This is a genomic window from Methylobacter marinus A45 (assembly GCF_000383855.1).
In the GTDB taxonomy this organism is placed as follows: Bacteria; Pseudomonadota; Gammaproteobacteria; order Methylococcales; family Methylomonadaceae; genus Methylobacter; species Methylobacter marinus.
On sequence record NZ_KB912877.1, the window covers coordinates 4,586,998 to 4,613,076 of the forward strand.

A 26,079-nucleotide genomic window follows, 5' to 3' on the forward strand; every position below is an offset into this window, starting at 1 on the left:
TCATCCTATTTTCCGTAGTGAAATTAGTAGACAGCCATTCATAAACTCGTGCGGGCCCAATTCAAAACGCCCATCGGGAAGCTCTATGCTCCGCTCAAACCGACCATACGGAATCTCCAGCCGTTGAATCTCAGCCTCGGCGCCAACCGGCAGGAAACGCCGCCCGCCCACCACCAATAAACCATCCTCAAAGCTTACCTTGATATTTTCCGTTTCCACACCGGGCAGCGCGACCATAATTGTGAATTCATGCTGAGTTTCATAAATATCGATCGGCGGCTCCCAGATTGGACGCTTGGCATTCATGACGCGAGGTCTGAAAAACCGCCGATGCAGCCGGTCGGCACGATCCAGCACTTCACAGGCTTCCGCCCACATTGAAAATTCAAAATTACGTAACGGCATAATGTTTTATTTCAGATTGTCGGTATTATTACTTGCATCATGAAGCAAAACAGATAAACCAACGCAGGGCTGGCAGGTTTCACCCAAGACATGACAGAAAGGCCGGCCCGAAAGCTCAGTCTGAAAAATAATCCATTTGCCCGCTACAACATCATATTTTTCAAGATCATAGGTGCATATTAAACATTCGCTGCTTTGCTGCTTTCGAGCCAAAATTAAGTTTAATCTATAGTATAAACAGCAATAAGATAATCAGTACCATTACTTAGGTAAGTCGCGCTATATCTCAATAGGGCTTTTTCATCGTAGTATGAAACATTATTACGAAGAAATAAACTCACCAACGGCAAAGTGAAGCTATGTCGCCTTATTGGGAACATTTTGAACACCAAGCCTATATGGGCATACGCGGAATCGCTCCGACGCTCAACCAAAACGTGGAGCAGGCGACGCCGGCCATGACCGCGGTAATAGCCGATCCCGCTCATATTCCGCCATCGGAAGCGATCCGGATACATTGCACGGGGTGCGACAACGCATTTCCGTTTCCGGGCTGGATCGACGAACGGGCATGCATCACGGCGGTTAACGGCCTGTTGTTCAACCGGTTCCAGGTGTCCCTTGATGAGGAAGGCTTGACGGCAACCACCTTTGGCGAGGCCGTGGACCGGCAACAACACCAGCCTGCCGTGAAAATACAAGGCGCCGCGCTGACCGAGCCGCATGTTTATCAACAACCGGACGGCCTATGGGTTACCCAATGCGTCGTCGACGTTTAAAGGATACTCATGGATATCTCTCAATTCATACAACGCGATGAAACCTGCTGGGAAATTCCGTCCCAAGGCGCCATGCGCGTGCCGGCGATCATTTATGCCGATGAACGACTGCTGCGCGATATGGACCAGAAAGTGTACGAACAGCTTACCAACGTAGCCTCATTGCCCGGCATTGTCGAAGCCGCCTATGCCATGCCCGACGCGCACTGGGGCTACGGCTTCCCTATCGGCGGCGTCGCCGCCTTCGACCCGGCGCAGGGCGGCGTCATTTCGGCCGGCGGCGTGGGGTTCGACATATCTTGCGGCGTGCGCACCCTGCTCACCGGCCTGGACATGGCCGATTTACAGCCTCATCAGCACCAGCTGGCGGATGAGTTGTATCGCGCGATTCCGGCGGGCGTCGGCAGCAAGGGTAAAATCCATCTGAACCATGACGGCATGATAGCCATGCTCAAAGGCGGCGCCTCATGGGCCGTCGAACAGGGATTCGGCACCGCCCGAGACCTGGCCTTCACCGAGGAACGCGGCTGCATGGCCGGCGCCGAACCCCAACAGGTCTCCACCAGAGCACGGGAGCGGCAAAAAGACGAAATGGGTACCCTGGGTTCCGGAAACCATTATCTTGAAGTACAGCGGGTCGCCGATATTTACAACCCGACCCTGGCCGATGCTTACCGACTCAAGCGCGACGCCATCGTCATCACTATTCACTGCGGCTCCAGAGGTCTGGGCCATCAAATCGGCACCGAATTTCTAAAAGACATGGCCCTGGCGGCGCCTCAATACCATATTGCCCTGCCCGACCGGGAACTGGCCTGCGCGCCGCTGGATTCGCCGCTGGGAAAAAAATACCTGGGCGCCATGCGCGCCGGTATCAACTGCGCCCTGGCCAACCGGCAGATCATCACGCACCTGACCCGCAAAGCCGTGTCGGCGGTGTTTCCGGGACTCCATCTCGACCTGCTGTACGATGTTTCGCACAACACCTGCAAACTAGAGCCACATGCTATCGACGGCGTGAAAAGAAACCTGTTCGTGCATCGTAAAGGCGCCACCCGGGCGTTTGGACCGGGGCACCCGGACTTGCCGCCCGAGTACCGCGATGTCGGCCAGCCGGTGCTGATCGGCGGCTCGATGGGAACCAGCTCCTATGTGCTGTGCGGCACGAAAGACAGCGAACAGCGCGCCTTCAGTTCGGCATGCCATGGCGCGGGCCGGGCCATGAGCCGCCACCAGGCGACCAAGCAATGGCGCGGCAGGGCATTGATTGATGAACTGGCGGACCGGGGCATCCTCATCCGCAGCGCGTCCATGCGCGGCATCGCCGAGGAAGCGCCGCTGGCGTATAAGGATGTGCGCGCCGTCATCGATGTGGCGGACCGGGCCGGCCTGGCGAAAAAAGTGGCCCGACTGGAACCTGTCATCTGCATAAAAGGTTAAAGCGTGCCGCGATTTTACGTAGGCACCAGCGGCTGGAATTATCCGGACTGGCAGGATGGTTTCTATGCCGGCGTTATTCGCAAGAATCGGTTAAAGTTCTATGCGGAGCGACTCCCGGCCGTGGAAATCAACGGGACTTTTTATCGTTTGCAAAGCCCCCGTACTTTTCAAAAATGGGCCGAGGAAACGCCGGCCGGCTTCAGATTCGCAATCAAGGCCAATCGCTACCTGACCCATCATAAAAAATTAACCGATCCGTCCGCGTCGGTTCTGATTGAGAAAAATCACGCCAAAGCGCTGAAAGAAAAACTGGCTGTCGTGCTATGGCAGTTGCCCGGCCTGGTCAAAAAAAACCCGGACAAACTGCAACAGTTTATCGCCGCTTTGCAACAATGGCGGGAAGTCCGCCATGCCGTGGAGTTCAGGCACCCGTCCTGGTTTGACGATGAAACGGCGCACGCCCTGGCGGAAGCCGGCGTCGCCGCATGCCAGTCCGATGCCGAAGCCTGGCCCCTGTGGGAATGCGTGACCACGGATCTGGTTTACGTTCGCCTGCATGGCCACATGCAAACCTATGTATCCAGCTATAGCAGGCCGGAACTAATGCACTGGGCCGAGCGTATCGAGCAGTGGCTAGAACAGGGCAAGCAAGTGCATGTGTATTTTGACAACACCGCCCAAGGCGCCGCGCCCCGCAACGCGCTTGAATTATGGGCGCTGGTTAATGACAAGCGGTTGGATACGCCGGACACCGCCTTTTGAGACTACAGCACATGATGACCCGCGGCGCGTGCCCGGCATTGATTTTCACCGGCTTGTCCCATGGCGTCTGTCCGAGTGCCGCGCTTCAACCAACGGCACGAAAGCGACGCCGAGAATGTCCTCGGTCTTGATTTTTCCGTCCGGCTTTTTCTCAACCACTATCAATTCCTGAGCACTGTAAGGCAAGCCTAAAGGAATGACCATACGGGCGCCTGTGCGCAATTGATCAATTAACGCCTGAGGAATATGCGGTGCCGCGGCAGTGACTATGATACCGTCATAGGGCGCATGCTCCGGCCAGCCCAGATTGCCGTCGCCGGCGCGAACCTCTACGTTTTCATAGCCCAGTTCATGCAGCCGGGTGCGCGCCAGCGTCGCCAGTTCCTCGACAAACTCGAGGCTGTAGACCTGCCTGACCAACCGGGAGAGGATGGCGGCCTGATAGCCTGAACCCGTACCGATCTCCAGCACAACGTCCGAAGGCTTCGTGTTCAGCAAATCGCTCATCAGGGCAACGATATAGGGCTGCGAAATCGTCTGGCCCGCGCCTATCGGCACGGGTGCGTTCTGATAGGCGTATTCGCGCAAGGCCTTGGGTATGAATTCGTGTCTCGGCACATGCCTCATGGCCGCCATCACGCGCTCGTCCAATGAATCCTTGCCGATCATGCCACGGGTTAATTTGACCTCCCATTCAATATCCGACAGCATGTGCTGCATCTCTTTCATTCTCATGCGTTCATCCTCAATGCATCGACATTATCGGTTTAAAACGCTATCAAACCCGGCATGAACACGAATAATACGCCATCCCTGGCGCCTGTGTTCCGGCTTGAAGAACGCGACCTTTGTACCGACTATCGATATGTCATTCAATCAAAATACTTATACCCTCTTTTCAACAGCCACGAAATTCGGGTGACTACTTAGGCAATCATCTTAAAATTGAAGTGTATCGGACGGGGAGAAAGTCTAAAAAACCGGTGGTTCAGGAACGTATTGCAAGGTGGGGGTTAAAATGGTTAAAGGGATAAAAATTGGCCGAAATTTACACAATGAGCGTTTCCCTTGTCGAGAAAAATACCCTGTATCCGGCAATTCCGTTGTTAATGAATCAATGGGGATCGTAAAATTAATGTTTTTCGTTAAATTTTAAAACTGGGGCAGGCCAGGTCAATTTGCTATATGCGCTTGGATTAAAAATCGAAATCAAGATCAAAGTTTTCAAATTCGCCGAGCTGTTCCTTCAATCTTTTTTTCTCCCAGTACATTTCAATCTTTCTGCGCGCGGCCATTTTCTTGGCTACCTTCTCGTTTTCAGTCGGCAATATGATGTACTCGTCGTTTAAATCGAAGTCTTCGACATCCAGGTCGATTTCGCTTTTACTTTCACTGGATTCGGATTCCGAAACGGGTTTATCCGGGGAAGCATCATCTAAAAGAGATTCATCTGATACAGATTGAGAGGATTTCATATTCATTTTTAAACCAACCATAAAAAAATTGTTTTCAATGTCTGCAACGATATTCGCAACGCAAAATCATCCAATCATGAGATTGAAAGCATCGCTTGAACGAGAGCTGATCATTGGCATCTGAAAAGGCAAGAACAAGCGCTCAAATATCGAGTGGCGGTACTTATATCGCATTTGTGCGCGCAACATAATTAGTAAATATACTTAAGTCAATACCCTTGTTATCGATAGTCAGAGCGAGAATACACAAGCTTGTCATAAAATCCTATACAGCCGTGACGAAAATAACGCGAAGCCCCGTGATAGAAGCTTGTTTACCGGGTCAAACGCACTAAAATCCGGCACATCCTCCGCAATCGCTGCCCAAGGACCAGACCATGGAATTTCCAGATGTCATTCCGCCTCTCTTGATCGAATTCGCCCTGACCGTGGCCTTTTCTTTTGTCGTCGGCCTGGAATTCCGCCGTTATCAGCGCATGAATCAATATAAGTTTCATTTTGGCAGCACACGTACTTTTGTCCTGATCGGCTTGTTAGGATTTATTCTGTACACCCTGGACGGCACGCGCGTACTGTTCGGCATCGGCCTTGCCCTGCTCGGCGGCATGCTGCTGATTTATTACTGGCAGTTATCGTCGAAAGAGATGCTGTCGCTTTTCAGTGTTCTGCTTGCCCTGCTGATTTATCTGACCGGACCGGTTGTCAGCATATTCCCCAGCTGGTTCCTGATACTCTTCATCGTATCGTTGATTTTAATACTCGGCGAGAAACCGCTGATCCATCGTATTTCCGATAAATTGGCGGGCGAGGAAATCACGACCCTGGCCAAGTTCCTGATTATCTCCGGCGTCATTTTGCCCTTGCTGCCCGATGAGCCCATCGCGCCGATGATGCCGGTCACTTACGACAAGGTCTGGCTGGCGGTGATCATCGTATCCGGCTTCTCGTACTTGAGCTATCTGGTCAATACGTATTTTTTCAAGAGTCGCAGCCTGATGATTACCGGTATTTTAGGCGGGCTGTATTCCAGTACCGTCGCCACCGTTGTTATCGGGCGCCGCGCTCATCATCTGGCGGAAGCGGGCCGCTTTGTTTCATCGGCGCTGATCATGGCAACCGCCATGATGTATATCCGGCTGCTCGTCATTATTTTCCTGTTTTCGCCCAGCGCCGGCCAGCGCCTGCTGGCGCCGTTTTCAGCCGCCATCGTGCTGTCCTTTGCCGCCATGGCCGCCTTGTTTCGCTTCCGGGATAATACGCCCAGCCCATCCGAGGCGGACGTGATTAAGCATCCGCTGGAATTATCAACCGCCATTGTGTTTGCCATATCGTTTATGCTGTTTACCAGCATTACCCAATACGTGACCAGCCATTACGGCGGCCATGGGTTGAATTTTCTATCCATTATCGTCGGCTTTACCGATATCGATCCTTTTATTCTGTCGCTGCTGAGCGGCGAATTCACCGTCTCCAGTTCGGCCATCGTGTCTTCCGTGATACTGGCCAGCGGCAGCAATAACCTGCTGAAAGCAATCTATGCCGTCGCCCTTGCCCGTAACCGCTCGGTCAGGGCAGCCGCTATCTGGCTGATATGTTTATTCGCGGCTTCTATTTTGTATGCGTTTAAGATTAATACCTGATATCAGGTACAGCATAAATTATCCAGAGAGAACGACGAATGTGTACAGGACAGGATGTGCTTCGTGGCGGATGGAGCGATGTCTTTATTCCCTTTGGATATACATCGCGATTCAATACCGCCCGGCAAGTCGCGATGTAGGCATCGCTCCCACAAGGACGGCCAATCCGAGAGGAAGACGGATAGTATTTTTAACCGCCCCCGCCCCTGCCGGCGCCGGGGTCAATTGTCTGCATAACATCAGCTCCTTAGCCTGAATATTTCACCACGAACGGACAGACAATGATCCCGTCATTTCTCTGCATTCATCCCCATTCATGAGGATTATGGAGGCGGTAGAATTGCGTAATTCATGAAGTCACGGGAAGAAAATGACAACAACTTGATTTTCTCTGTGCTCTCTGTGTGCTCTATGGTTATTATGAAATTCCGGGATAGATATTTTTGCATCCGTTACGAGGATAACTCTGTGTATAAAAGACAATTGCCCGCGATACCCGGAACCATATGGACACTCGGCTACGTCAGCCTGTTTATGGATTTGTCTTCGGAGCTGGTGCACAGCATATTGCCGGTGTTTATGGTCACGGTACTGGGGGCTGATGCGCTGACTATCGGCTTGATCGAAGGCATTGCCGAAGCCACCGCGCTGATCGTCAAGATATTTTCGGGGGCATTGAGTGATTTTTTCAGGCGCCGGAAATGGCTGATTCTGGCCGGTTACGGCCTGGCGGCGCTGACCAAGCCATTATTTCCTCTCGCGGGTTCCGTGGAAACGGTCTTCGCCGCGCGCTTTCTGGACCGGATCGGCAAGGGCATGCGAGGGGCGCCGCGCGACGCGTTGATTGCCGATGTGGCGCCTTTAACGATCAGGGGCGCCTGTTTTGGCCTGCGCCAATCCATGGATACGGTCGGCGCGGTTTTCGGGCCTCTTTTTGCCATCGTATTATTGTCTTTTTACCACGGAGACATGAAAACGGTATTGTGGTTTGCCGTTGTGCCGGCGGCAATCACGATCATTTTAATCGTATTCGGGGTAAAGGAACCGGCCGCCAAAGCCAGGCCGCGCCAATTCCGCTCGCCCTTGCGGCTGGCATTCCTGAAGGCTTTTTCCAGGGCCTACTGGCGGATTGTCATAATAGGCGCCGTCTTCACGCTGACCCGGTTCAGCGAGGCATTCCTGATACTGCGCGCCGAGGAGCTGGGCCTGTCTATCACCTGGATTCCCCTGGTCATGGTCGTGATGAGCCTGTTCTATGCGTTATCGGCTTATCCCGTCGGCGTGCTGTCGGACTATGTGCGCAAGGAGTACTTGCTGGCCACGGGGCTTGTTCTGCTGGCGCTGGCTGATCTGGTACTGGCGCGGGCGAATTCGATTCTTGTCGTCCTGTGCGGGGTCGCTCTGTGGGGATTGCATATGGGGTTCACGCAAGGCATTCTGGCGACCATGATTGCCAATGCCACGCCCCGGGAATTGAAAGGCACGGCATTCGGCCTGTTCAACTTCGTAACCGGCCTGTTTATGCTGCTGGCCAGCGTCATTGCCGGGTGGCTCTGGGATAATTATGGTTCAGGCATGACCTTTCTTGCCGGCGCGGCGTTTTCGGTGCTGGCGCTGATGCTGCTGATATTCCATAAAAGCCCTGAGCGGGCAACAGCGCAGGACCCGGGCACATGACGCATTCGGACTTGCCGCGATGGCGAACCGGTTAAACAAGGGTTTGCTCATCCACGCGTTTCGCCAGCGCTTGCAGTTCGGCGGAAATCGTCACCGGATAGCCGGGCGTATCACCGAGTTGGCGCAATGTTTCCGGCAACCGGCTTAACTGGTTTTTGGTGTACTGCCGGGATTCGGTGAGCGAAGGCTGCGGCATCGCAGTCCGCCCGCCCTGCATGACCCGCTGCAGCAACGGCTGTCCCGTGCAAGGCGCGTTTTCAAGCGTTACGGTATCGCCGCTCATGCAGCCATCGTCGTCATAATTACGATAGACCTGTTTGCGTCCGGGCCAGGTTGCCTTGCCTTCCGAGCGTTTGCGCCGGGCGATGCCGGCATATTCCTGCAGCTTATAGGCGCAGTCGAGATAAGGCGCATCGGCCGAGGTATCCAGATGCGTGCCGATGCCGAAGCCGTCTATCGGCGCCTGTTGCGTCATCAGTGCGTCCAGTTTGTATTCATCAATACTGCTGCTGGCGAAAATCGTGGCCTGCTGAAGGCCGCCCTGATCGAGAATCGATCTGACCTCACGGGCATGATCGGCCAAATCGCCGCTATCGATGCGCACGCCCTTGATTTTGATGCCCAGAGCGCGCAACGTTTCGGCCAGATCAACGACCTTCCGGGCGGCCGCTTCGGTATCGTAGGTATCGATCAATAACACGACATTATCGGGATTGGCTTTCGCAAAATCGATGAAGGCCTGGCTTTCGTTGCTGTAGGTCTGTACAAAGGAGTGCGCCATCGTGCCGTAAATCGGGATATCGAAATACATGCCGGCATTCACTGTCGCGGTGCCGCTAAAGCCGGTCAGATAACTGGCCCGTGCCGCCAGCAGCCCGGCCTCGCTGCCATGCGCGCGGCGCATGCCGAAATCGACCAGCAGCTTGTCCGGCGCGATCAACACGGAGCGCGCGGCCTTGGTGGCGATCAGGGTCTGGAAATGCAACAGGTTGATGAGCCGGCTTTCAATCAGCTGCGCTTCCGGCAAGGGGGCGGTGATCCGCAGAATCGGCTCGCTCGGGAAAAATACCGTGCCTTCGGGCATGGCATGCACGTCGCCAGTGAATCTTAATGCGGCGAGCCGGTCCAGCACAGCCGGCTTGAAGTAACCGGTGCCGGCGAGCCAGTCGATTTCATCCGGGGAAAAGTGCAGTTCTTCAAGATAATCCAAAACCTGGGCCAACCCGGCCGCGACCATATAGCTCCGGTTTTTAGGCAGCTTACGGACAAAAAACTCGAACACCGCAAGATCTTCCCGGTTCTGTTCATAATAGCCCTGAAGCATCGTCAGCTGATAAAGATCAGTCAGCAATGCACCGTCCAGGATCATAAAATCATGGCTTGCTTAATGGGTTTGGCGCCTCGCCGGACCATCTCTTGAACGGCTTTTTCACCGTCTTGAGGCTTGACATTGACTGCGCGTACGGCATCGAACAGCAGGCATACCCGGTAATGCAGGGCCAGTGCATCGAGCACCGTGTTCAAGACACAATAATCGGTTGCCAGGCCGCCGATAAACAAACGGGTCGTACCGGCCTTCTCGAGTTGCTGTTGGAAGAAGGGCGTTTCAAAAGCCGAATAGCCATCGCGCTCAACCTCGATCCCCGCCGAGATCACCTGCGTCGAGATAGGAAGATGCAAACTGGGCGCAAAGTCCGCGCCTCGGGTGCCGGCCACACAATGTTCGGGCCATGGCCCGCCCTGGGCAACAAAAGAGCTGTGGTTTTTCGGATGCCAATCGCGCGTGGCAAATATAGGCAGCCCTTGCCTGGCGAAGCGCTCGATATAACCGTTCAGAACCGGTATCACCTGTTCTCCGCCCGGTACCGCCAGGCTGCCGCCGGGCAGGAAATCATTTTGCAGATCCACTATAACCAGGGCGTCGCCTTTCGTTAACCCGATTTTTTCATCGCCTTGAGATGAGCTGTTCATAAATCGACGAATGTGATGTCGGAATATCGGAAAAGGTATCGGGTTGCGAATGACAGGCCTCGCAATTACCGGCTCCCGGCATATCGAAGACCTTATCGTTAGCCTGGCCTTCATTTGGATATGTCCTGGCCTGGGCTTGCCTGATGAATTCCGGTCCAGAGCCCTTAACGCTATCAATGCCCGGCGTGATGATCAGGACTCCTCCGAATAACAGTAGAACCGATAAGACGATTTTCATATTCATTATGGATACTTAGCTCGTATATTGATCAGCCTGGTTGATAGAATAGATAGCGCCCGTTATTGCTTTATCTTTGCATGCAGCTGACAACTTGTAAAAATTCATTGACCAAGTGCATTTATATAGAAAAAGAGTTGTCCGGTAAATTAGTAGGAAAACTTACAGCCCCGCTATTTCAGCGTATACGGGGCGGGCTCACTCGCCTTTATCGACTCAAACGCTTGCAGTAAACCACGATCGGGGCGAAGTCAGCGGTTCATGAAATGAGACATCCCCGGCCGCCGGTGCAAATGAACCGCTTGTGGTGTTTTTGCACCCCCTTTTTTTCCATATCGTCTCCGCAACCAACCACAACCCCATCCTTTTATCTAAAGAAATCATAGCGTTAAACCACCCCATTTTATTGGCATGGAAAATGCTGATCCTCCTGCAAAGCTATTGATTCTTATAACGTGGAGGCTTAACCATGATCAATACTCCGTCTTCGGCATTACCTGAAACCGGGCTGGCCGGCTTGAAAGCGCACTGGCGCGGCGATTTGCTGTCGGGGTTTCTGGTTTTTCTTATCGCCTTGCCGTTATGCCTGGGCATCTCGATGGCCTCCGGCTTTCCGCCCTCAGCCGGGATTATCACGGCCATTATCGGCGGCCTGCTGGTGTCGCGCATCAACGGTTCGTACGTGACGATCAACGGGCCGGCCGCGGGCTTGATCGTTGTCGTGTTGAATGCCGTGCAGACCTTGGGGGAAGGCGACGCGATGGCCGGCTACCGTTACACGCTGGCGGCCATCGTCGTCGCCAGCGTGCTGCAGATCCTGATGGGCGTCTTTAAGGCCGGACGCCTCAGTTCTTTTTTCCCGGCCTCGGTCGTGCACGGCATGCTGGCCGCGATCGGCATCATTATCATGACCAAGCAGATCCCTGTCATGCTCGGCGTGACGCCTGAAGAGGGCAGTCTGTTTTCGACCATGGCGCAGATTCCGCACAGCCTGCTGAACCCCAATCCGGAAATCGCCCTGATCGGCCTGGCCGGGCTGGTTGTTCTGATTATCTGGTCGCTGCTGAAAAGCCCCACGCTGAAAATGATCCCCGCGCCCATTCTCGTCGTGCTGGTCGGCATGGGCCTGGGACGTATTTTCGACTTGAACCACGAACATATGTATCTGTTTTTGCCGGATGCGCCTTTCATCGGCCATCATGAAGCAACAGTCGGGCCGAGGTTTCTGGTCGCAATATCCGACAATTTCATGTCCAGCTTTTACTTTCCCGACTTCTCCAAGTTTATGACGACTGAATTCTGGGAAGCCGTGGTCGGCATCAGCCTGGTAGGCAGCCTTGAAAGCCTGCTCAGCACCGTCGCGGTGGACAAGCTGGACCCTTATAAACGCCACTCCGATCTGGACCGCGACCTGACGGCGGTAGGAATCGGCAACCTGCTCGCCGGCCTGATCGGCGGCATGCCCATGATCGCCGAGATCGTGCGCAGCTCCGCCAACGTTAATAACGGCGCCAAAACCGGCTGGGCCAATTTCTTTCATGGCGCACTGCTGTTGCTGTTCGTCATGCTGTTTCCGCGCCTGATTCACAGCATTCCCCTCGCGGCCTTGGCGGCCTTGCTGGTCTACACCGGTTTCCGTCTGGCCTCGCCCAGGGAATTCGCCAAAGTCATGGGTATCGGAAAAGAACAGTTTTTTATTTTCATGGTCACAATCACAGGCGTTCTGGCAACCGATCTATTGATCGGCGTCGCTATCGGCATTATAGTCAAGCTGGCTGTTCACATTGCGCGCGGGGTCTGGCTCAACAATCTGTTCAAAATTCATTTCGCCATCGAACGGCCCAATAACGACACCGTAATAGTCAAACTGACCGGTTCGGCGATCTTTTCCAATTTCCTGCCGCTGAAAAAAGCGCTGGCCACGCTGGAACCGGGCAAATCGGTTGTGTTTGATTTATCCGACGGCTATCTGATCGACCATACGGTCATGGAATTCATTTATGACTACATGCACAACTACGAAGCGCAGGGCGGCCGTTGCCGGCAGACAGGCCGGGCTTCGGAAAAGTTTTCGGATCATGCGCTGGCCGCGCGCTTAATGACGGCCGATGAAAGGAAAGGTTAAGCCCTTTTTGGCAGCAAAGAACGGGTGGCCGGACGGCTGCCTCACCCGCATCTCTTGACGGAGCGTTGAATGATTCTTGTATTGGCCTATTGTGCTGTCCTGTTAAGCTTTGCTTCCTGCTTGCCGCCGCTGCTGATGCAGGGGCGACACAACCTTCCGGCGTTAGGCCGGCTCCGGATGCCCGGCAGCCTGGAAGAGCAACGGGCGCAGATTCTGACACGGCAGGCCGTGTTCGGCTTGCTGGGTTTGTCGGGGCTTTTCGCGGCACTGGCCGGCGTGAGCGTGCTGGTCAGCGGCGAGGTGATGACCGGCCGGATCGGTCTGGGCCTGCCCTGGCTGCCCTGGCAGGTGCGCTTCGACAATCTGTCCGGCTTATTCTTTCTGATCATCGGCATCGCCATTAGCGCCGTCAGCCTGTACGGGCCCGGCTATGTCTCGGCTTATGAAGAAAGTAAGCATCCTTTTGCGGTCCTGAGCCTGTTCAGCGGGCTGTTCATCGCCGGCATGCTGCTGGTGCTGTTGGCCGACGACGCCTTCTTCTTCATGATCGCCTGGGAACTGATGTCGGTCGCCAGCTATTTTCTGGTGGCGTTCCAGCATGACAACCCGGCCAACCGGCGCGCGGCTTTTCTTTATCTGCTGATGGCGGAAATCGGGGCGCTGGCCATAATCCTGGCTTTCGGCGTGCTGGCCAGCTTTGCCGACGGCTTCACTTTCGATGCCTTGCGCGGCGCCGGATTATCGAACGCCTGGGCCAGCATCGCGTTTGCGCTGGCGCTGCTGGGCTTTGGTATGAAAGCCGGCCTCGTGCCCGTGCATGTCTGGCTGCCGGAAGCGCATCCGGTGGCGCCGTCGCACATTTCGGCCCTGATGAGCGGCGTGATGCTGAAAGTGGCCCTGTACGGCCTGATCCGGTTCTGTTTCGACCTGATCGGCGAGGTGCACTGGCAATGGGGACTGGTACTGATGATAGTGGGCACGGTCTCGGCCTTGGGCGGCATTCTGTACGCCATGATGCAGACCAATCTGAAGCGCATGCTGGCCTACAGTTCGGTCGAAAACGTCGGCATCATCGTCATGGTGCTGGGCTTGTCGATGATTTTCATGGCGCAGAACCAGCCGCAACTGGGAGCGCTGGGTTTTCTGGCGGCGCTGTTTCACGCTTTCAACCATGCCTTGTTCAAGAATCTGCTGTTCCTGGGCGCGGGCATGATTCATCACCAGACCCATGAACTGAATATCGACCAGATGGGCGGCCTGATCAAGCGCATGCCGAAGACCGGCATGCTGTTCCTGATCGGCTGCATGAGCATTTCATCGTTGCCGCTGTTTAACGGCTTCGTTTCGGAATGGCTGGCTTTCCAGACGGCGCTGCAGGTCGATGTCATCGACAACGGCGTCTTGCGCAGCCTGATTCCGGTCGCCGCCGCTGCGCTGGCGCTGACCGCGGCCCTGGCGGCAGCCTGCTTCGTCAATGTCTTCGGCATCCTGTTCCTGGGGTTGCCCCGTTCGCGGCATGCCGACAAGGCCCAGGAAATCGCCGACCCGGGCATGCTGGCCGGCCCCGCCCTGCTGGCCGGCCTGTGCTTTTTGTTCGGCATTTTTCCGGGCCTGATGCTGGGCTTGATCAATCACGTTGCCGAACAGCTGCTGGGGGCGTCCTTGCCGGATGGCTCCTCCTTGAGCTGGCTGCATCTGGCGCCCGTTTCCGCCGAACAGGCGTCCTATTCGGCGCCGCTGGTGCTGGTCGGAGCGCTGATCGCGGCCGGCATCTGCTTCCGCTATCTGCGCCGCAGCCCTGCCACGGTCATGCGCCGGGCCGAAACCTGGGACTGCGGCTTCGGCGGCCTGACGCCACGCATGCAATACAGCGCCAGCGCCTTCATGATGCCGTTCAGGCGCATTTTCGCCAGAGTCTGGCTCATCGACGAACAGGTCAAGAAAGATCGCCAGGGCGCCATGGATCAGGATGTCGCGGCGATTCATTATGCCCTGCAAATACAGGATCACAGCTGGCCGCGCCTGTATCAGCCGATCGAGCGGGCCGTCAACCGGACGGCCAGACTGGTGGGACGCATCCAGACCGGCAATATCCGGACTTATCTGGGCTATTCGTTCGTTACCTTAATCGTTATGTTATGGATTATCAGCTGATGAACTGGTTATTGGCAATGTCGCAAACCGTGCTGTTTGTCGCGCTGGCCCCTTTGCTGGCGGGCTGGATCAAATGCTGCAAATGCCGCCTGCAGAACCGCAAGGCGCCGTCCTTGTTCCAGCCTTACCGGGATTTGCTCAAGCTGACGCGCAAGCAGCCGGTGGTCTCGGATCAGGCCTCCTGGATCTTCACGATTTCCCCTTACATCATCTTCTCGGCCATGGTGCTGGCCGCCAGCATCGTGCCGCTGATCGCCGTGGACCTTCCGACCTCGGCCAGCGCCGATGTCATCGTGCTGATCGGTTTTTTTTCCTTTGCCCGGTTTTTCCTGGCGCTGGCCGGCCTGGACATCGGCACGGCCTTCGGCGGCATGGGGTCTTCGCGCGAGATGACGATTTCAACCCTGGCGGAACCGGCCATGCTGATGGGCATTTTCGCGCTGACCATGTCCGCCTCCACGACCAATCTATCGCTAGCCATCGACTTTGTGCTCGATGAAGGCCTGGTATTGCGCCCTTCATTCATCTTCGCGCTGCTTTCGCTGATGCTGGTCGCGATTGCCGAGACCGGGCGCATACCGGTCGATAATCCGGCCACGCATCTGGAGCTGACCATGATCCATGAAGCCATGATCCTGGAATACAGCGGCCGCCATCTGGCGTTGATCGAGTGGGCCAGCCAGTTGAAACTGATGCTGTACGGCGTATTGATCGCCAACATCTTTTTCCCGTGGGGCATTGCCGAAAGGATTACGCCGGGTGATTTGGGCTACGGCCTGCTGTTCATCATCGGCAAACTGGCGTTTTTGTCGATTCTGCTGGCGTTGTCGGAAACGCTGTTCGCGAAAATGCGCCTGTTTCGCGTGCAGGAATACCTCAGTTTTGCTTATTTGCTGGGTTTGCTGGGCATGTTGAGCCATATCATTCTGGAGGGTGCGCGATGAACATCGAGCAACTGGATTTTTATACGCAGGCCATCCTGTCGCTGGCGGCCCTGGTCGGGCTCACGTCGTTTCTGATGCTGGGCCAGGGGCGGCTGTTAAGGCTGATTTTCGTGTTCGCCGTGCAGGGATTTTTATTGGCCTTGACCACGGCCGCGGCCGCCTACAGCCTGAGCAATTATCATCTATATATTTCCGCCGCGCTGACGCTGGTCCTGAAAGTGATCCTCATTCCCTGGATGCTGCGGCGGCAGGTGCTGAAAATGAACATGCACCGTGATGTCGAGGCGTTGAGCAACAATACCGCCGTCATGCTGGGCGGCGCCAGCCTGATGCTGTTCAGCTACTACATCCTGCACCCCATCGTGCAGACCTCGTCCCTGGTCATGCTCAATGCCCTGGCCGTCAGTTTGTCGGTGATGCTTTTAGGAATGCTGCTGATGATCTCGCACCGGCAGGCGGTCGCGCATGTGGTGGGGTTCATGTCGATAGAGAACGGCCTGTTTTTCGCCGCCATCGTCGCCACACACGGCATGCCGATGGTGGTCGAGCTGGGCGTGGCGTTCGATGTGCTGGTGGCGGCCGTGCTGTTCGGCATCTTTTTCCTGCATATCCGCACCAGTATCGATTCGCTCGACGTCGATCTGCTGAACCGCTTGAGCGAGGTGGATAAATGATCGCCGCCTATCTGGTGCTGTTGATTCCACTGACCGGCATGGCCTTTTTCGCGCTGGCCGGACACCGGGCCGATTCCGGCGCCTGGAATATCCGCCTGAACGCCGTCAACCTGATCGCCACGCTCTGGCTGGCCATCAACGTGCTGCGCGAAGGCACGATCCTGTCGGCCGGCAAAGCGTTTCTGATCGATCCGTTCAACGTCTATCTGATCGTGCTGACCGCTTTCGTCGGCCTGACCACGGCCATTTTTTCCGCGCCTTACATGGCGCACGAAATGGAAACCGGCCGGCTCAACGATGCGCGCCTGAAGCTGTATCACGCCATGTACCAGGGCTTCATGCTGTCGATGTATCTGGTACTGACGACCAACAACATGGGCATTTTGTGGGTCGCGATGGAAGGCGCGACACTGGCGACGGTGCTGCTGGTCAGTCTGTACCGCACACCCGAGTCGGTGGAGGCGGCCTGGAAATACTTCATCCTCTGCGGCGTCGGCATCGCGCAGGCGCTGTTCGGCACGATTCTGCTGTATTACGCGGCCGAGCAGATAGGCAGCGAGGAAAACGCCCTGCTCTGGTCGGTGCTCTATGAAAATGCCGATAAGCTCAATCCCGAAGTGCTTAAAATCGCGTTCGTGTTCCTGCTGATCGGCTACGGCACCAAAATCGGCCTCGTGCCACTGCATAACTGGCTGCCCGACGCCCATTCCGAAGGCCCGACGCCGATGTCGGCGGTGCTGTCGGGCCTGCTGCTGAACGATGCGCTCTATGCCGTGGTGCGCAACAAGATGCTGGTCGACGGCGCGACCCAGTCCGATATGGCCGGTTTCCTGATGATGGGATTCGGCCTGCTGTCGTTCCTGGTCGGCGCCCTGTTCCTGCACCGGCAGAAAGACATCAAACGGCTGTTCAGTTATTCCTCGATCGAGCATATGGGCATGATGACCTTCGCTTTCGGCATCGGCGGCCCGCTGGCGACGTTTGCGGCCTTGCTGCATATGACCGTGCATTCGTTGACCAAGTCGGCGATTTTCGTGACCGTCGGCCATGCGTCCCAGCTCGCCGGCACACAGAACATGGAAAAGATACGCGGCTTGATCAAAACCCAGCCGGCAATCGGCTGGGGGCTGCTGATCGGCACGGTCTCGATTGCCGGTTTTCCGCCTTTCGGCGTCTTCACCAGCGAATTTCTGGTACTGCTGGCCACGATGCGCAGTTATCCGTGGCTGGCGCCGTTGTTATTGTTAGGGATAGGCATCGCCTTCGCGGGCCTGTTCCGGCATATCCAGCCGATCGTCTACGGCGACAGGCCCGAAGGCCAGCAGCCCATCAAAGCCAACCTGTGGCCGGTCATGATTCATCTGGGACTGGTGCTCTGGCTGGGCCTGGCTATTCCGGGCTTTCTGGCCGACTGGTTCTCGCAGGCGACGCTATTGATCTCGGGGAGTGCGCCATGAGTTATTCCAACCGAATGAAATTGTAGGTGCGAATTCATTCGCACTGTGCGTATACCAAACAGTAGGCGCCCTAGGCGAATCCGCACCTACATCGAAAATCATTTGCACACCTTGAGGAAGTTATTTTATGCATGCTCCTAACTGGAAGGCCGATTTTTTAAAGCAGACCGACGAGGCCGGCATCATGGTCGAACAGCTCGCCATCGGCCCGGCAGACCTGTGGCAGATCGCCAGCGATGACTGGCAACGGTTTGCGCAACTGGCCTTGCAGCACAATTTACGCTGGGCGGCCGGCTGGGCCGAGCAGGCGCGGGACTGGTTTTTGATCAACGCCTGTTTCGAAAGAGAGGGCCGCTACATCCTGCTGCGGACCCGAGTCCATAACCCGAAACCGGAACTGCCTTCGCAGGCCACGGTATATCCGGCCGCCAGCCGCAGCGAGCGCCATACGCAGGATATGTTCGGCGTGAATTTCGCGGGCCATCCCGACAACCGTCCCTGGACCCGGCACAAGGCCTGGCCCAAAACCCGCTATCCGCTGCGCAAGGATTTCCCTGTTCAGGGCGAGCCGGAAGCGGTCACGCCGCCCGATCGGGATTATCCGTTCGTCAAGGCCTACGGCGCGGGCGTTTATGAAATTCCGGTCGGCCCGGTTCATGCCGGCATTATCGAACCCGGCCACTTCCGCTTCCAGGCCGTGGGCGAGACCATTTTGAATCTGGAAGAACGCCTCGGCTACGTGCACAAGGGCATCGAAAAAATCGCCGAAGGCCGGACGCCCGAGCAACTGGCGCGCCTGGCCAGTCGGGTCTCGGGCGACACCACGGTCGGCCATTGCTGGGCCGCCTGCCTGGCCATGGAACGGGCCGCCGGCATCGAGATTCCGCCGCGCGCGGCTTTGATACGCGGTATTCTGGCCGAGCGCGAGCGGGTCGCCAACCACTTGGGCGACATGGGCGCGATCTGCAATGACGTCGGCTTCGCTTTTGCGCACATGCAGTTCGCGCGCCTGCGGGAACTGTGGCTGCGCTGCAATGAACAACTGTTCGGCCATCGCCTGCTGATGGACCGGATTGTGCCGGGCGGCGTGGACTGTGATGTATCCGAACAGGCCGGTATCGCCATCAAGCGAGGAATATACCAATTGAAAGTTGAACTGGGCGAAGTCCTGCCGGCGCTGGATCTGAATTCATCCCTGGAAGACCGGCTCTACACGGCAGGCTTGCTGCCGGAAGCCATCGCCGCCGCCTTCGGCGCCCTGGGTTTTGTCGGCCGGGCCAGCGGGCAGGATTTCGACGTGCGCCGCGATGCGCCCTACGCGCCTTACGACCGCCTGACGGTCAAGGTGCCGGTGGAAACGCAGGCCGATATCGCCTCGCGCTTCTGGGTCAGGTACAAGGAGATCAGCGTCGCCCTGAAACTGATCGGGCAATTTATCGATCTTTTGTCGCCGGGTGATCTGCGCAGCGCCTGGAAGACACCCGAAGCGGGCCGTGAAGGTCTGGGCATCGTCGAGGGCTGGCGCGGCGAGATCATCACTTATATCCGCTTCGATGCCGGCAATACCATCGCCCGCTGCTATCCGCGCGATCCCAGCCTGCTGAACTGGCCGGTACTGGAAAAGCTCGTGCTGGACAATATCGTCCCGGATTTTCCGGTCTGCAACAAATCCGTGAACGGCTCCTATTCGGGCCATGATTTATAGGAGAGGCACATGCTGAGACTGTTCAAGAAAATCCTGACCACCGGCGTGGTCACCGAACCGGTCAAGGCGCCGAAGGATGATGAGCTGGAACAGCTCGGCATCAAGATCAAAAGCCATATCGACCGGAAATTCTCGGGCAGTATCGCGATCAGGCAGGTCGACGCCGGCTCCTGCAACGGCTGCGAGCTGGAGATCCATGCGCTCAACAATCCCTTCTATGACATAGAACGCTTCGGCATTCATTTCGTCGCCTCGCCGCGGCATGCCGACGTGCTGCTCGTGACCGGACCGGTATCGCGGCACATGCAGACCGCATTGCTGCGCACCTATGAAGCGACGCCGAATCCGAAATGGGTCATCGCGGCCGGCGACTGCGCCGCCTGCGGCGGTGAATTCGGCGTGTCCTACGCCAGCTGCGGCGCGGTAGCCAATGTCATCCCGGTTGACATGGTGATTCCCGGCTGCCCGCCGACGCCGCTGGTATTGATGAAGGGACTGCTGGGATTGATGCGCAAGTAGGGTAGGCATCGCGTACCGTTGTCCTGTGCGAATACCCTCAAGGGCACAAGTACCCATAGGGCATAAATAAATTCGCACCTACGGGATTGCCGAAACAACCGCAAGGTCCATTTCCAATTCCGGGATGAACCGTAGGGGCGGACCTGCGTGTCCGCCCTGTGTCCGGTGCACGACAGGTTACCGGGAAACCATTGGCCGAGGGGGAACTGTTGGGCAAGGGCGAACACATAGGTTCGCACCTACAGCACCGGCAAATAATTCGGAACGATTTCTTAGGATTCGGCTAAAAATAACATCCCGATGCCGTTTTTTATGATCCCCGTGGGAGCGATGCTCTCATCGCGACTAAAGACACCGCAAGTCGCGATGAAGGCATCGCTCCCACAGACGCCGTTTAAAATAAGACAGTTATTGATTACCGAATCCTTAACTTGATGACAGCGGCTGCGTACCCTACATGAGTTTCCAATCAGCCGGTATAATCCCCATGAAGCAACGCGGCAATACCGGTTTGCTTCTCTTGCCTTGTAACAAAAAATTAAATCATGAAATTAAGAATAATGAAGACTTCAAAATTGCGGCTGGTTTTACCGCTGTTGCTCAGCCTGACGCTTTCCGATCCCATTGCCGCCAAGACCGCGGAAGATTTCCAGACCTGGGGCAATATAACGGCCACGGGCAGCCTGGGCGTTCTCAATCCCGATCTGAAAAGCTTCAAATACTGGCTCGAAGGCCAGGGCCGGTTCGGCGAGGATACCTCTCGCTTCTCGCAGGGCATGCTGCGTACCGGTCTCGGCTATGCGTTGAATGACAATACCACTGTCTGGCTGGGTTATGCCTTCATTCCCACCGAGGAACCCTTCGCGGCCACACCGGTTGACGAACACCGTATCTGGCAGCAATTGCTGTGGAGCGAGACATTCTCGTTCGGCACGATCACCAGCCGCAGCCGCTTCGAGCAGCGCTTCGTGCAGAATGGCGAGGATGTCGGCTGGCGTTTCCGGCAGTTGCTGAAGCTGTCGAAACCCTTGCCGTTCGCGACCGATTTCAGCCTGGTGCTTACTGACGAGTACTTCGCCAATCTCAACCGGACCGACTGGGGCGCCGACGACGGTTTTGACCAGAACCGTATATTTGCCGGCGTCGGTTACAATTTCGATAAAAGCACCCGGACGGAAATCGGTTATATGAACCAATACATCCGCAAGGCCGTCGGGCCCGACCGCATGAGTCATATCCTGTCGGTTAATTTGTATTTGAATTATTGAGGCCAAAGGCGCAAGGTGACAGAGCTGTCTTGCCTTGCGCCTTATAACACCCACCCCTGAATGAAATCACTCTTTTATCGCCCCGTTCAACTGCGCGGCCTTGCCTTCCTGGGGTTGCTGCTGCTGGTGCTGGCCATACTCGGCGGCATGATCTGGCGCAATCTGCATCGTTTCGAAACCGTGCTCTCGTATGCCACTTACTCCCATCGCATTCAGAATGTCTCGGTGGGCCTGCAGCAATCGCTGATCGAATATCTGACCGAAGCGGTGCCGGCCTCCCCTTCGGCGGCGCTGGACAAAACCCTGGACGAAATGAATGCATTGATGGCCGAGCATCGCCATTTATCGGCAAAAACCCGCAAAAGCCTGGAAACGGTACGCAACCTGCTGGTCGATGTCGGCAAACTGGACCAGCTGGAGAAAAACACGCGCCTGATCGCGGCGCTAAAGGTCATGAGCGAAACGCTGGATAACGAATCGCTGCAGCGCGAGTACCTGCTGGAGAACATCAGCCGCACCACGGAGACCGAACTGTACCTGGCGCTGCTCATCCTGGCCTGGACCCTGATCGTGGCCGTGCTGTTTCTGCGCAGCCGCATCCTGCATCCGCTCAACGACTTGAAGCAGCTTTTGCAGCGCCTGACGGAAGAGAGCTATACGCCGATCACGACCGATCATCTTGATCCGCTGCTGCTGCCGGTATTCAACAGTTACAATGAGATGGTCAAGCATCTGGCGGAACTGGAGGAAGCCAAGCGCCTGCACGCCCAGTCCCTGCAACAGGAGGTCAAACTGGCCACGCAGGCCCTGCTGGAACAGCAATCAAGTCTGGCGCGGGCGGAGCGGCTGGCGGCGGTAGGCGAAGTGGCCGCGGAATTGGCGCATGAAATCCGCAATCCTCTGGCCGGCATTCAAATCGCGTTCAGTAATTTTCGCCGTGAAATTCAGGCGCCGGACCAGCAGGAACGACTGGATATGATCGGCGATGAGTTGAAACGCCTGGCCCGGCTGCTCAACGAGATGCTGGACCAGAGCCGGCATTCGCCGGAGCCGGCAACCGAATTCGATGCGGCTGCGCTGATCCGCGACCTGGTCACGCTGACGCGCTATCAGATTGCCGAAACCGTGCATCTGGAAATCGACGCGCCCTGCCCGCTGCCGGTACAACTGCCCGAGAGTGCGCTGCGCCAGGCCCTGCTGAATTTGATCCTGAATGCCGTGGAGTCTCTGGAAGGCGGCACCGGCGTGGTCTGCATCAAGGCCTGCAAGGATACACAGGGACTCCATATCGATATCATCGATAACGGCCAGGGTTTCCCCGAGGATATGCTGAATCACGGCATCCGGCCGTTTCGGACCAGCCGCCAGCGCGGTACCGGCTTGGGGCTGGCCATGGTGCAACGTTTTGTCAAAGACATGGGCGGCAGCATCCGGCTCAGCAATTATCAGCCGCATGGCGCTTGCGTGTCGGTCATACTGCCGAATACTTCCCTTATCGGAGATCAAGCCTGATGGAAACCTTGCTGATTATCGAGGACGAAAAACTGCTGGGCTCGGAGCTGTGCCGCCACTATCGGCAATCCGGCTGGGAGGTCGTGCTGGCGACCTCACTGGCCGAAGCCGGGAAATTGCTGCTTAAAGAGGCGCTGGAACCTTTGCTGATTCTGTCCGACATGAACCTGCCTGACGGCAATGCCCTGGACTTCATGGAAAAAACCAAAAAAAGCATCAGCCATGCCGAATGGCTGTTCCTGACCGGCTACGGCAGCGTGCCGGATTCGGTCCGGGCCTTGCGTCTGGGCGCTTATGATTTTCTGGAAAAGCCCTGCGATCCGGATCGCCTCGATCTGGTCGTCAACAGCGCGGCCCGCGGCGCGGCGATACAGCGCCGGGTCATTGACCAGGCACGGCAGGGGCACCGGCGTTATTCGCCGGATGCCTATGTCGGGTCGAGCCGGCAAGCGCGCAATGTCCGGGCATTGCTGACGCGCCTGACCCAGGTACCTTTCAGCGCCTTGATCATTGGCGGCGAAACGGGCACCGGCAAGGGGCTGGCGGCGCGCATCCTGCATTATGGCGGCGTCAGGGCGCAACAGCCGATGATCGAAGTCAATTGCGCCGCTTTGCCGCGCGAACTGCTGGAGTCGGAATTGTTCGGCCACGAGCCCGGCGCCTTCACCGGGGCCTCGGGACGCCATCGCGGCCTGCTGGAACAGGCCGACGGCGGCACGCTGTTTATGGACGAGATCGGCGAAATGCCGCTCGATTTACAGGCCAAACTGCTGAAAGCGATCGAGGATCATAAAGTACGGCGCCTGGGCGGCGAGAAGGAAATCACGGTCGATGTGCAGATTATCGCGGCCAGCAATCAGGATTTGGAGAAGATGGTACGGGAAGGCGGGTTCCGCGGCGATCTTTATCACCGTCTGAACGTTTTCCGCGTGATGCTGCCGCCTTTGCGCGAAGCCAGGGAGGATCTGGACGAACTGGTGCCGCTGTTCGTCGCCGAGTACAACGCCAAGGCCGGGCGCCATGTCAAGGACATTCCCGAACCGGTCTGGGAGAAACTGCGCGCCCATCACTGGCCCGGCAATGTCCGCGAATTGCGCAACGTCATCGAGCGCTGCGTGCTGTTCGCCGACGGTCCGGTCTTTCCGGCTCAGTGGCTGCAGTTGCCCGGCCAGGAAAGCACGGCTTCGGACAGTTCGATGGTTGAACCGAAAGACAGGATTTGCCTGCCTTTGGACGGCAGCATGGCGCTGGAAGAGATGGATCGTTTCATCATCAAGACCGCCCTGGAGCGGGCCGACAACAACCTGACCGCCGCCGCGCGGGCACTGGGCACGACACGGGAAACACTGCGCTACCGGGTGCGCAAATATAATCTTAAAACGGCGGATTGATTCTGGCGCCTGAAACGGCTTGGCTGATTTTTACAAAAAAAACGGGCAGTCCGACATTAACCTGGCGGACTGCCCTCCTCTAAAAGCTGACGGTTCTATCTGTAATAGTCGTATTGCTGAGGGTAATTCTGCTGCTGAGGATAATTTTGCTGTTGCGGGTAACCCTGCTGTTGCGGGTAACCCTGCTGTTGCGGATAGCCCTGCTGTTGCGGATAGCCCTGCTGCTGCGGGTAGCCTTGCTGCTGCGGATAGCCCTGCTGCTGTGGGTAGCCTTGTTGCTGCGGATAGCCCTGCTGCTGCGGGTAGCCCTGCTGTTGCGGATAACCTTGCTGCTGCGGGTAGCCGCCTTGCGGTTGACCTTGCGGCTGAGTGCCCGGTTGGCTGCCGGCAGTCGGATTGGCGATAATGGCCAGTTCCACGCGGCGGTTCTCGGCCCGGTTGGCTTCGCTGGTATTAGGCAGTTTCGGCATACGCTCACCCATGCCCTGCTGGGTAATGCGCGAATAATTCACGCCACGCTGGGTTAAATAGCTTGAAACGCTGGAAGCGCGTTGCTCGGATAACCTCTGATTATAATTATCGGCCCCGATATCATCGGTATGACCGGTAATACTGATTCTGGAATCCTGATACTGGTTTAATACATTAGCCACTGAATCCAGCGCGGATTGGGCCTGCGGTGTTAAATTGGAGGAATCAAACCCGAATGTCACATTGTTCGGCATGGTCAGGTTCAGCGTATTCTCGGCTGTTCTTTGAACCTCGATACCGGTTCCCTGCAGTGAATCACGCATCTGTTGTTCCTGGCGGTCCATATAAGCGCCAACCGCCGCGCCGACCGCGCCACCGGCCAAAGCGCCCCAACCGGCATTCGCCAGATCATTACCGCCAAACAATGTACCAGCACCGGCACCTACCGCAGCCCCTATGCCTCCCCCCTTGGCAACATTACTTATCCGTGACTGGCCGGTGTAAGGATCCGTTACACAAGCTGTCAATAAAGCGGAACTGATACCGATAACTAATAATTTTTTTTTCATAATCGCACAGCCTTTGGCTAATTTTGTAAAGATAATATCTGTGTCCCTCTGAGATTTTCAGCTGGAAACAATTGGATATTATAGAACACGGTTAAAAAATTTAAGTTCAAAATACGATATTCATACATTGTCCTTTTCAGTGCTAAAGATTAATGGTTTTTCATGAACTTTAACTGAACATGACTAAAACGACTGATGAAAGAGTTTTTAAATAATCAGAATCTGGATTAATCAACGACATTCCGACTTATAAATGAAATCAGCGCTTATATTGGGAGGGATTTGGTTTGTATCGTAGAAAGTATGGGTTATGTGCGACATAACTTAAGTCGCCAGTCAATATTATTCAGGTTTGGCCGTCAATAATATCCCATTTTCCGCATAGGATGTGCCGAAGCCAGGAGGCGCACTTGTGCCCTTTAGGGTATCGTTCGCGAGCATTGCGCTTCACCGCGTCGCCTGGAACGCCCGCTTTTAGCCGGCACATCCTATGCAAGATGCTAATTTCAGGAAATCATTTTTAGCCAGATCCTTCTTCAATTCCAGGCCGGTTAGTTCTTACCGACATTCCGCAGCCAATTCAGCCACTACCGGAATAATAGGTAACATGGAAATCACCTAATAATTTGCGATGCGGCTCATACAAATAAAAGGGGGCGCCTGTATCGTGCGGAGGCATTGTAGGGGCGGACCTACGTGTCCGCCCTGTTTCGGGTGCACAACAGGTTATCGGGGGAACCGCTGGCCAAAGGCGAACACACAGGTTCGTCCCTACGTGTCTGTTCATTTTACGGTATCAGAGCATCAATCCGTGGGAATTGCCGGATTAAAACGCCTGGGAATCAAGGAAAATGAACAGGCCGATTAACAATCGATACGGAAATAATTTTGATTAGGTCAAAT

The 26,079-nt window shown here is 56.1% G+C and carries 22 protein-coding genes; 15 read left to right on the top strand and 7 right to left on the bottom strand.

The window, feature by feature from the left end:
* Positions 1–378 carry an Hsp20/alpha crystallin family protein gene (locus tag METMA_RS0121540; protein WP_020161190.1) on the bottom strand — a complete coding sequence of 126 codons (378 nt, stop codon included), beginning with the start codon at positions 376–378 and terminating at the stop codon, positions 1–3.
* Between the two features lie 386 nt (positions 379–764).
* On the opposite strand from METMA_RS0121540, the gene METMA_RS0121545 reads away from it, so the two are divergent.
* From METMA_RS0121545 to METMA_RS0121555, 3 genes are read left to right on the top strand one after another with little or no spacing between them, the layout of a single operon-like run.
* Positions 765–1,184, top strand: coding sequence for an archease (locus tag METMA_RS0121545; RefSeq protein WP_020161191.1), 420 nt, complete (start codon positions 765–767; stop codon positions 1,182–1,184).
* Between the two features lie 9 nt (positions 1,185–1,193).
* Positions 1,194–2,624 (top strand): RtcB family protein, encoded by a 1,431-nt coding sequence (locus tag METMA_RS0121550; RefSeq protein ID WP_020161192.1) that lies wholly within the window; start codon positions 1,194–1,196, stop codon positions 2,622–2,624.
* 3 nt (positions 2,625–2,627) lie between these two features.
* The gene (locus METMA_RS0121555; RefSeq protein WP_020161193.1) at positions 2,628–3,386 is read left to right on the top strand and encodes a DUF72 domain-containing protein; all 759 of its coding nucleotides are present in this window, start codon (positions 2,628–2,630) and stop codon (positions 3,384–3,386) included.
* Between the two features lie 45 nt (positions 3,387–3,431).
* Here the strand turns inward: METMA_RS0121555 and METMA_RS0121560 are convergent, their stop codons facing one another.
* Together METMA_RS0121560 and METMA_RS0121565 are read right to left on the bottom strand one after the other, a co-directional pair.
* Positions 3,432–4,121 (bottom strand): protein-L-isoaspartate(D-aspartate) O-methyltransferase, encoded by a 690-nt coding sequence (locus tag METMA_RS0121560; protein WP_020161194.1) that lies wholly within the window; start codon positions 4,119–4,121, stop codon positions 3,432–3,434.
* Between the two features lie 461 nt (positions 4,122–4,582).
* Positions 4,583–4,867, bottom strand: a complete 285-nt coding sequence (locus METMA_RS0121565; RefSeq protein ID WP_020161195.1) for a PA3496 family putative envelope integrity protein — start codon at positions 4,865–4,867, stop codon at positions 4,583–4,585.
* 371 nt (positions 4,868–5,238) lie between these two features.
* Here METMA_RS0121565 and METMA_RS0121570 point away from each other — a divergent pair, with 371 nt between their 5' ends.
* On the top strand, positions 5,239–6,501 hold the full coding sequence (locus METMA_RS0121570) for an MgtC/SapB family protein (RefSeq protein WP_020161196.1): 1,263 nt from the start codon (positions 5,239–5,241) through the stop codon (positions 6,499–6,501).
* 468 nt (positions 6,502–6,969) lie between these two features.
* The gene (locus tag METMA_RS25305; RefSeq protein WP_232216407.1) at positions 6,970–8,178 is read left to right on the top strand and encodes an MFS transporter; all 1,209 of its coding nucleotides are present in this window, start codon (positions 6,970–6,972) and stop codon (positions 8,176–8,178) included.
* A gap of 31 nt (positions 8,179–8,209) precedes the next feature.
* Here the strand turns inward: METMA_RS25305 and METMA_RS0121580 are convergent, their stop codons facing one another.
* The 3 genes from METMA_RS0121580 to METMA_RS0121590 are packed head-to-tail and all read right to left on the bottom strand — an operon-like array spanning position 8,210 to position 10,393.
* A complete protein-coding gene (locus METMA_RS0121580; protein WP_020161198.1) occupies positions 8,210–9,547 on the bottom strand; it encodes a nicotinate phosphoribosyltransferase in 1,338 nt (445 codons plus the stop codon).
* The gene (locus METMA_RS0121585; protein ID WP_020161199.1) at positions 9,544–10,149 is read right to left on the bottom strand and encodes an isochorismatase family protein; all 606 of its coding nucleotides are present in this window, start codon (positions 10,147–10,149) and stop codon (positions 9,544–9,546) included. Before METMA_RS0121585 ends, METMA_RS0121580 begins: the two co-directional genes overlap by 4 nt.
* On the bottom strand, positions 10,124–10,393 hold the full coding sequence (locus METMA_RS0121590) for a hypothetical protein (protein WP_020161200.1): 270 nt from the start codon (positions 10,391–10,393) through the stop codon (positions 10,124–10,126). The genes METMA_RS0121585 and METMA_RS0121590 overlap by 26 nt, the downstream gene beginning before the upstream one ends.
* Positions 10,394–10,856: 463 nt before the next feature.
* Between METMA_RS0121590 and METMA_RS0121595 the strand changes: the two genes are divergently transcribed.
* The 10 genes from METMA_RS0121595 to METMA_RS0121640 all read left to right on the top strand — a co-directional run bounded on the left by METMA_RS0121595 (position 10,857) and on the right by METMA_RS0121640 (position 24,136).
* Positions 10,857–12,512, top strand: a complete 1,656-nt coding sequence (locus tag METMA_RS0121595; RefSeq protein ID WP_020161201.1) for a SulP family inorganic anion transporter — start codon at positions 10,857–10,859, stop codon at positions 12,510–12,512.
* Positions 12,513–12,581: 69 nt separating this feature from the next.
* The gene (gene hyfB / locus METMA_RS0121600) at positions 12,582–14,666 is read left to right on the top strand and encodes a hydrogenase 4 subunit B (RefSeq protein WP_020161202.1); all 2,085 of its coding nucleotides are present in this window, start codon (positions 12,582–12,584) and stop codon (positions 14,664–14,666) included.
* Positions 14,666–15,610 (top strand): respiratory chain complex I subunit 1 family protein, encoded by a 945-nt coding sequence (locus METMA_RS0121605; RefSeq protein ID WP_036249695.1) that lies wholly within the window; start codon positions 14,666–14,668, stop codon positions 15,608–15,610. Before hyfB ends, METMA_RS0121605 begins: the two co-directional genes overlap by 1 nt.
* A complete protein-coding gene (locus METMA_RS0121610; RefSeq protein WP_020161204.1) occupies positions 15,607–16,284 on the top strand; it encodes a formate hydrogenlyase in 678 nt (225 codons plus the stop codon). The genes METMA_RS0121605 and METMA_RS0121610 overlap by 4 nt, the downstream gene beginning before the upstream one ends.
* Positions 16,281–17,741, top strand: a complete 1,461-nt coding sequence (locus tag METMA_RS0121615) for a hydrogenase 4 subunit F (protein ID WP_020161205.1) — start codon at positions 16,281–16,283, stop codon at positions 17,739–17,741. Before METMA_RS0121610 ends, METMA_RS0121615 begins: the two co-directional genes overlap by 4 nt.
* Before the next feature lie 127 nt (positions 17,742–17,868).
* Complete coding sequence (locus METMA_RS0121620; RefSeq protein WP_020161206.1) at positions 17,869–19,446, top strand: hydrogenase large subunit; 1,578 nt, start codon at positions 17,869–17,871, stop codon at positions 19,444–19,446.
* Positions 19,447–19,455: 9 nt separating this feature from the next.
* On the top strand, positions 19,456–19,965 hold the full coding sequence (locus tag METMA_RS0121625) for an NADH-quinone oxidoreductase subunit B family protein (protein WP_020161207.1): 510 nt from the start codon (positions 19,456–19,458) through the stop codon (positions 19,963–19,965).
* 560 nt (positions 19,966–20,525) lie between these two features.
* Entirely contained in the window at positions 20,526–21,233 is a 708-nt protein-coding gene (locus tag METMA_RS0121630; RefSeq protein WP_232216408.1) for a DUF2490 domain-containing protein, read from the top strand.
* Between the two features lie 60 nt (positions 21,234–21,293).
* Positions 21,294–22,745: a sensor histidine kinase gene (locus tag METMA_RS0121635; RefSeq protein ID WP_020161209.1), complete on the top strand. Its 1,452-nt coding sequence runs from the start codon at positions 21,294–21,296 to the stop codon at positions 22,743–22,745.
* Entirely contained in the window at positions 22,742–24,136 is a 1,395-nt protein-coding gene (locus METMA_RS0121640) for a sigma-54-dependent transcriptional regulator (protein WP_027147530.1), read from the top strand. The genes METMA_RS0121635 and METMA_RS0121640 overlap by 4 nt, the downstream gene beginning before the upstream one ends.
* 95 nt (positions 24,137–24,231) lie before the next feature.
* Here the strand turns inward: METMA_RS0121640 and METMA_RS0121645 are convergent, their stop codons facing one another.
* Positions 24,232–25,176, bottom strand: a complete 945-nt coding sequence (locus METMA_RS0121645; protein ID WP_020161211.1) for an OmpA family protein — start codon at positions 25,174–25,176, stop codon at positions 24,232–24,234.
* Between the last annotated feature and the right edge of the window lie 903 nt (positions 25,177–26,079).

What these genes read in the sequence shown, in the direction of transcription:
- METMA_RS0121635 (WP_020161209.1), top strand. Translation starts at nt 21,294, where the DNA reads ATGAAATCACTCTTTTATCGCCCCGTTCAACTGCGCGGCCTTGCCTTC.
- METMA_RS0121550 (WP_020161192.1), top strand. Translation starts at nt 1,194, where the DNA reads ATGGATATCTCTCAATTCATACAACGCGATGAAACCTGCTGGGAAATT.
- METMA_RS0121585 (WP_020161199.1), bottom strand. Translation starts at nt 10,149, where the DNA reads ATGAACAGCTCATCTCAAGGCGATGAAAAAATCGGGTTAACGAAAGGC.
- METMA_RS0121595 (WP_020161201.1), top strand. Translation starts at nt 10,857, where the DNA reads ATGATCAATACTCCGTCTTCGGCATTACCTGAAACCGGGCTGGCCGGC.
- METMA_RS0121570 (WP_020161196.1), top strand. Translation starts at nt 5,239, where the DNA reads ATGGAATTTCCAGATGTCATTCCGCCTCTCTTGATCGAATTCGCCCTG.
- METMA_RS0121580 (WP_020161198.1), bottom strand. Translation starts at nt 9,547, where the DNA reads ATGATCCTGGACGGTGCATTGCTGACTGATCTTTATCAGCTGACGATG.
- METMA_RS0121545 (WP_020161191.1), top strand. Translation starts at nt 765, where the DNA reads ATGTCGCCTTATTGGGAACATTTTGAACACCAAGCCTATATGGGCATA.
- METMA_RS0121630 (WP_232216408.1), top strand. Translation starts at nt 20,526, where the DNA reads ATGAAGACTTCAAAATTGCGGCTGGTTTTACCGCTGTTGCTCAGCCTG.
- METMA_RS0121625 (WP_020161207.1), top strand. Translation starts at nt 19,456, where the DNA reads ATGCTGAGACTGTTCAAGAAAATCCTGACCACCGGCGTGGTCACCGAA.
- METMA_RS0121565 (WP_020161195.1), bottom strand. Translation starts at nt 4,867, where the DNA reads ATGAATATGAAATCCTCTCAATCTGTATCAGATGAATCTCTTTTAGAT.
- METMA_RS0121560 (WP_020161194.1), bottom strand. Translation starts at nt 4,121, where the DNA reads ATGAGAATGAAAGAGATGCAGCACATGCTGTCGGATATTGAATGGGAG.
- METMA_RS0121605 (WP_036249695.1), top strand. Translation starts at nt 14,666, where the DNA reads ATGAACTGGTTATTGGCAATGTCGCAAACCGTGCTGTTTGTCGCGCTG.
- METMA_RS0121620 (WP_020161206.1), top strand. Translation starts at nt 17,869, where the DNA reads ATGCATGCTCCTAACTGGAAGGCCGATTTTTTAAAGCAGACCGACGAG.
- METMA_RS0121645 (WP_020161211.1), bottom strand. Translation starts at nt 25,176, where the DNA reads ATGAAAAAAAAATTATTAGTTATCGGTATCAGTTCCGCTTTATTGACA.
- METMA_RS0121540 (WP_020161190.1), bottom strand. Translation starts at nt 378, where the DNA reads ATGTGGGCGGAAGCCTGTGAAGTGCTGGATCGTGCCGACCGGCTGCAT.
- hyfB (WP_020161202.1), top strand. Translation starts at nt 12,582, where the DNA reads ATGATTCTTGTATTGGCCTATTGTGCTGTCCTGTTAAGCTTTGCTTCC.
- METMA_RS0121610 (WP_020161204.1), top strand. Translation starts at nt 15,607, where the DNA reads ATGAACATCGAGCAACTGGATTTTTATACGCAGGCCATCCTGTCGCTG.
- METMA_RS0121615 (WP_020161205.1), top strand. Translation starts at nt 16,281, where the DNA reads ATGATCGCCGCCTATCTGGTGCTGTTGATTCCACTGACCGGCATGGCC.
- METMA_RS0121590 (WP_020161200.1), bottom strand. Translation starts at nt 10,393, where the DNA reads ATGAATATGAAAATCGTCTTATCGGTTCTACTGTTATTCGGAGGAGTC.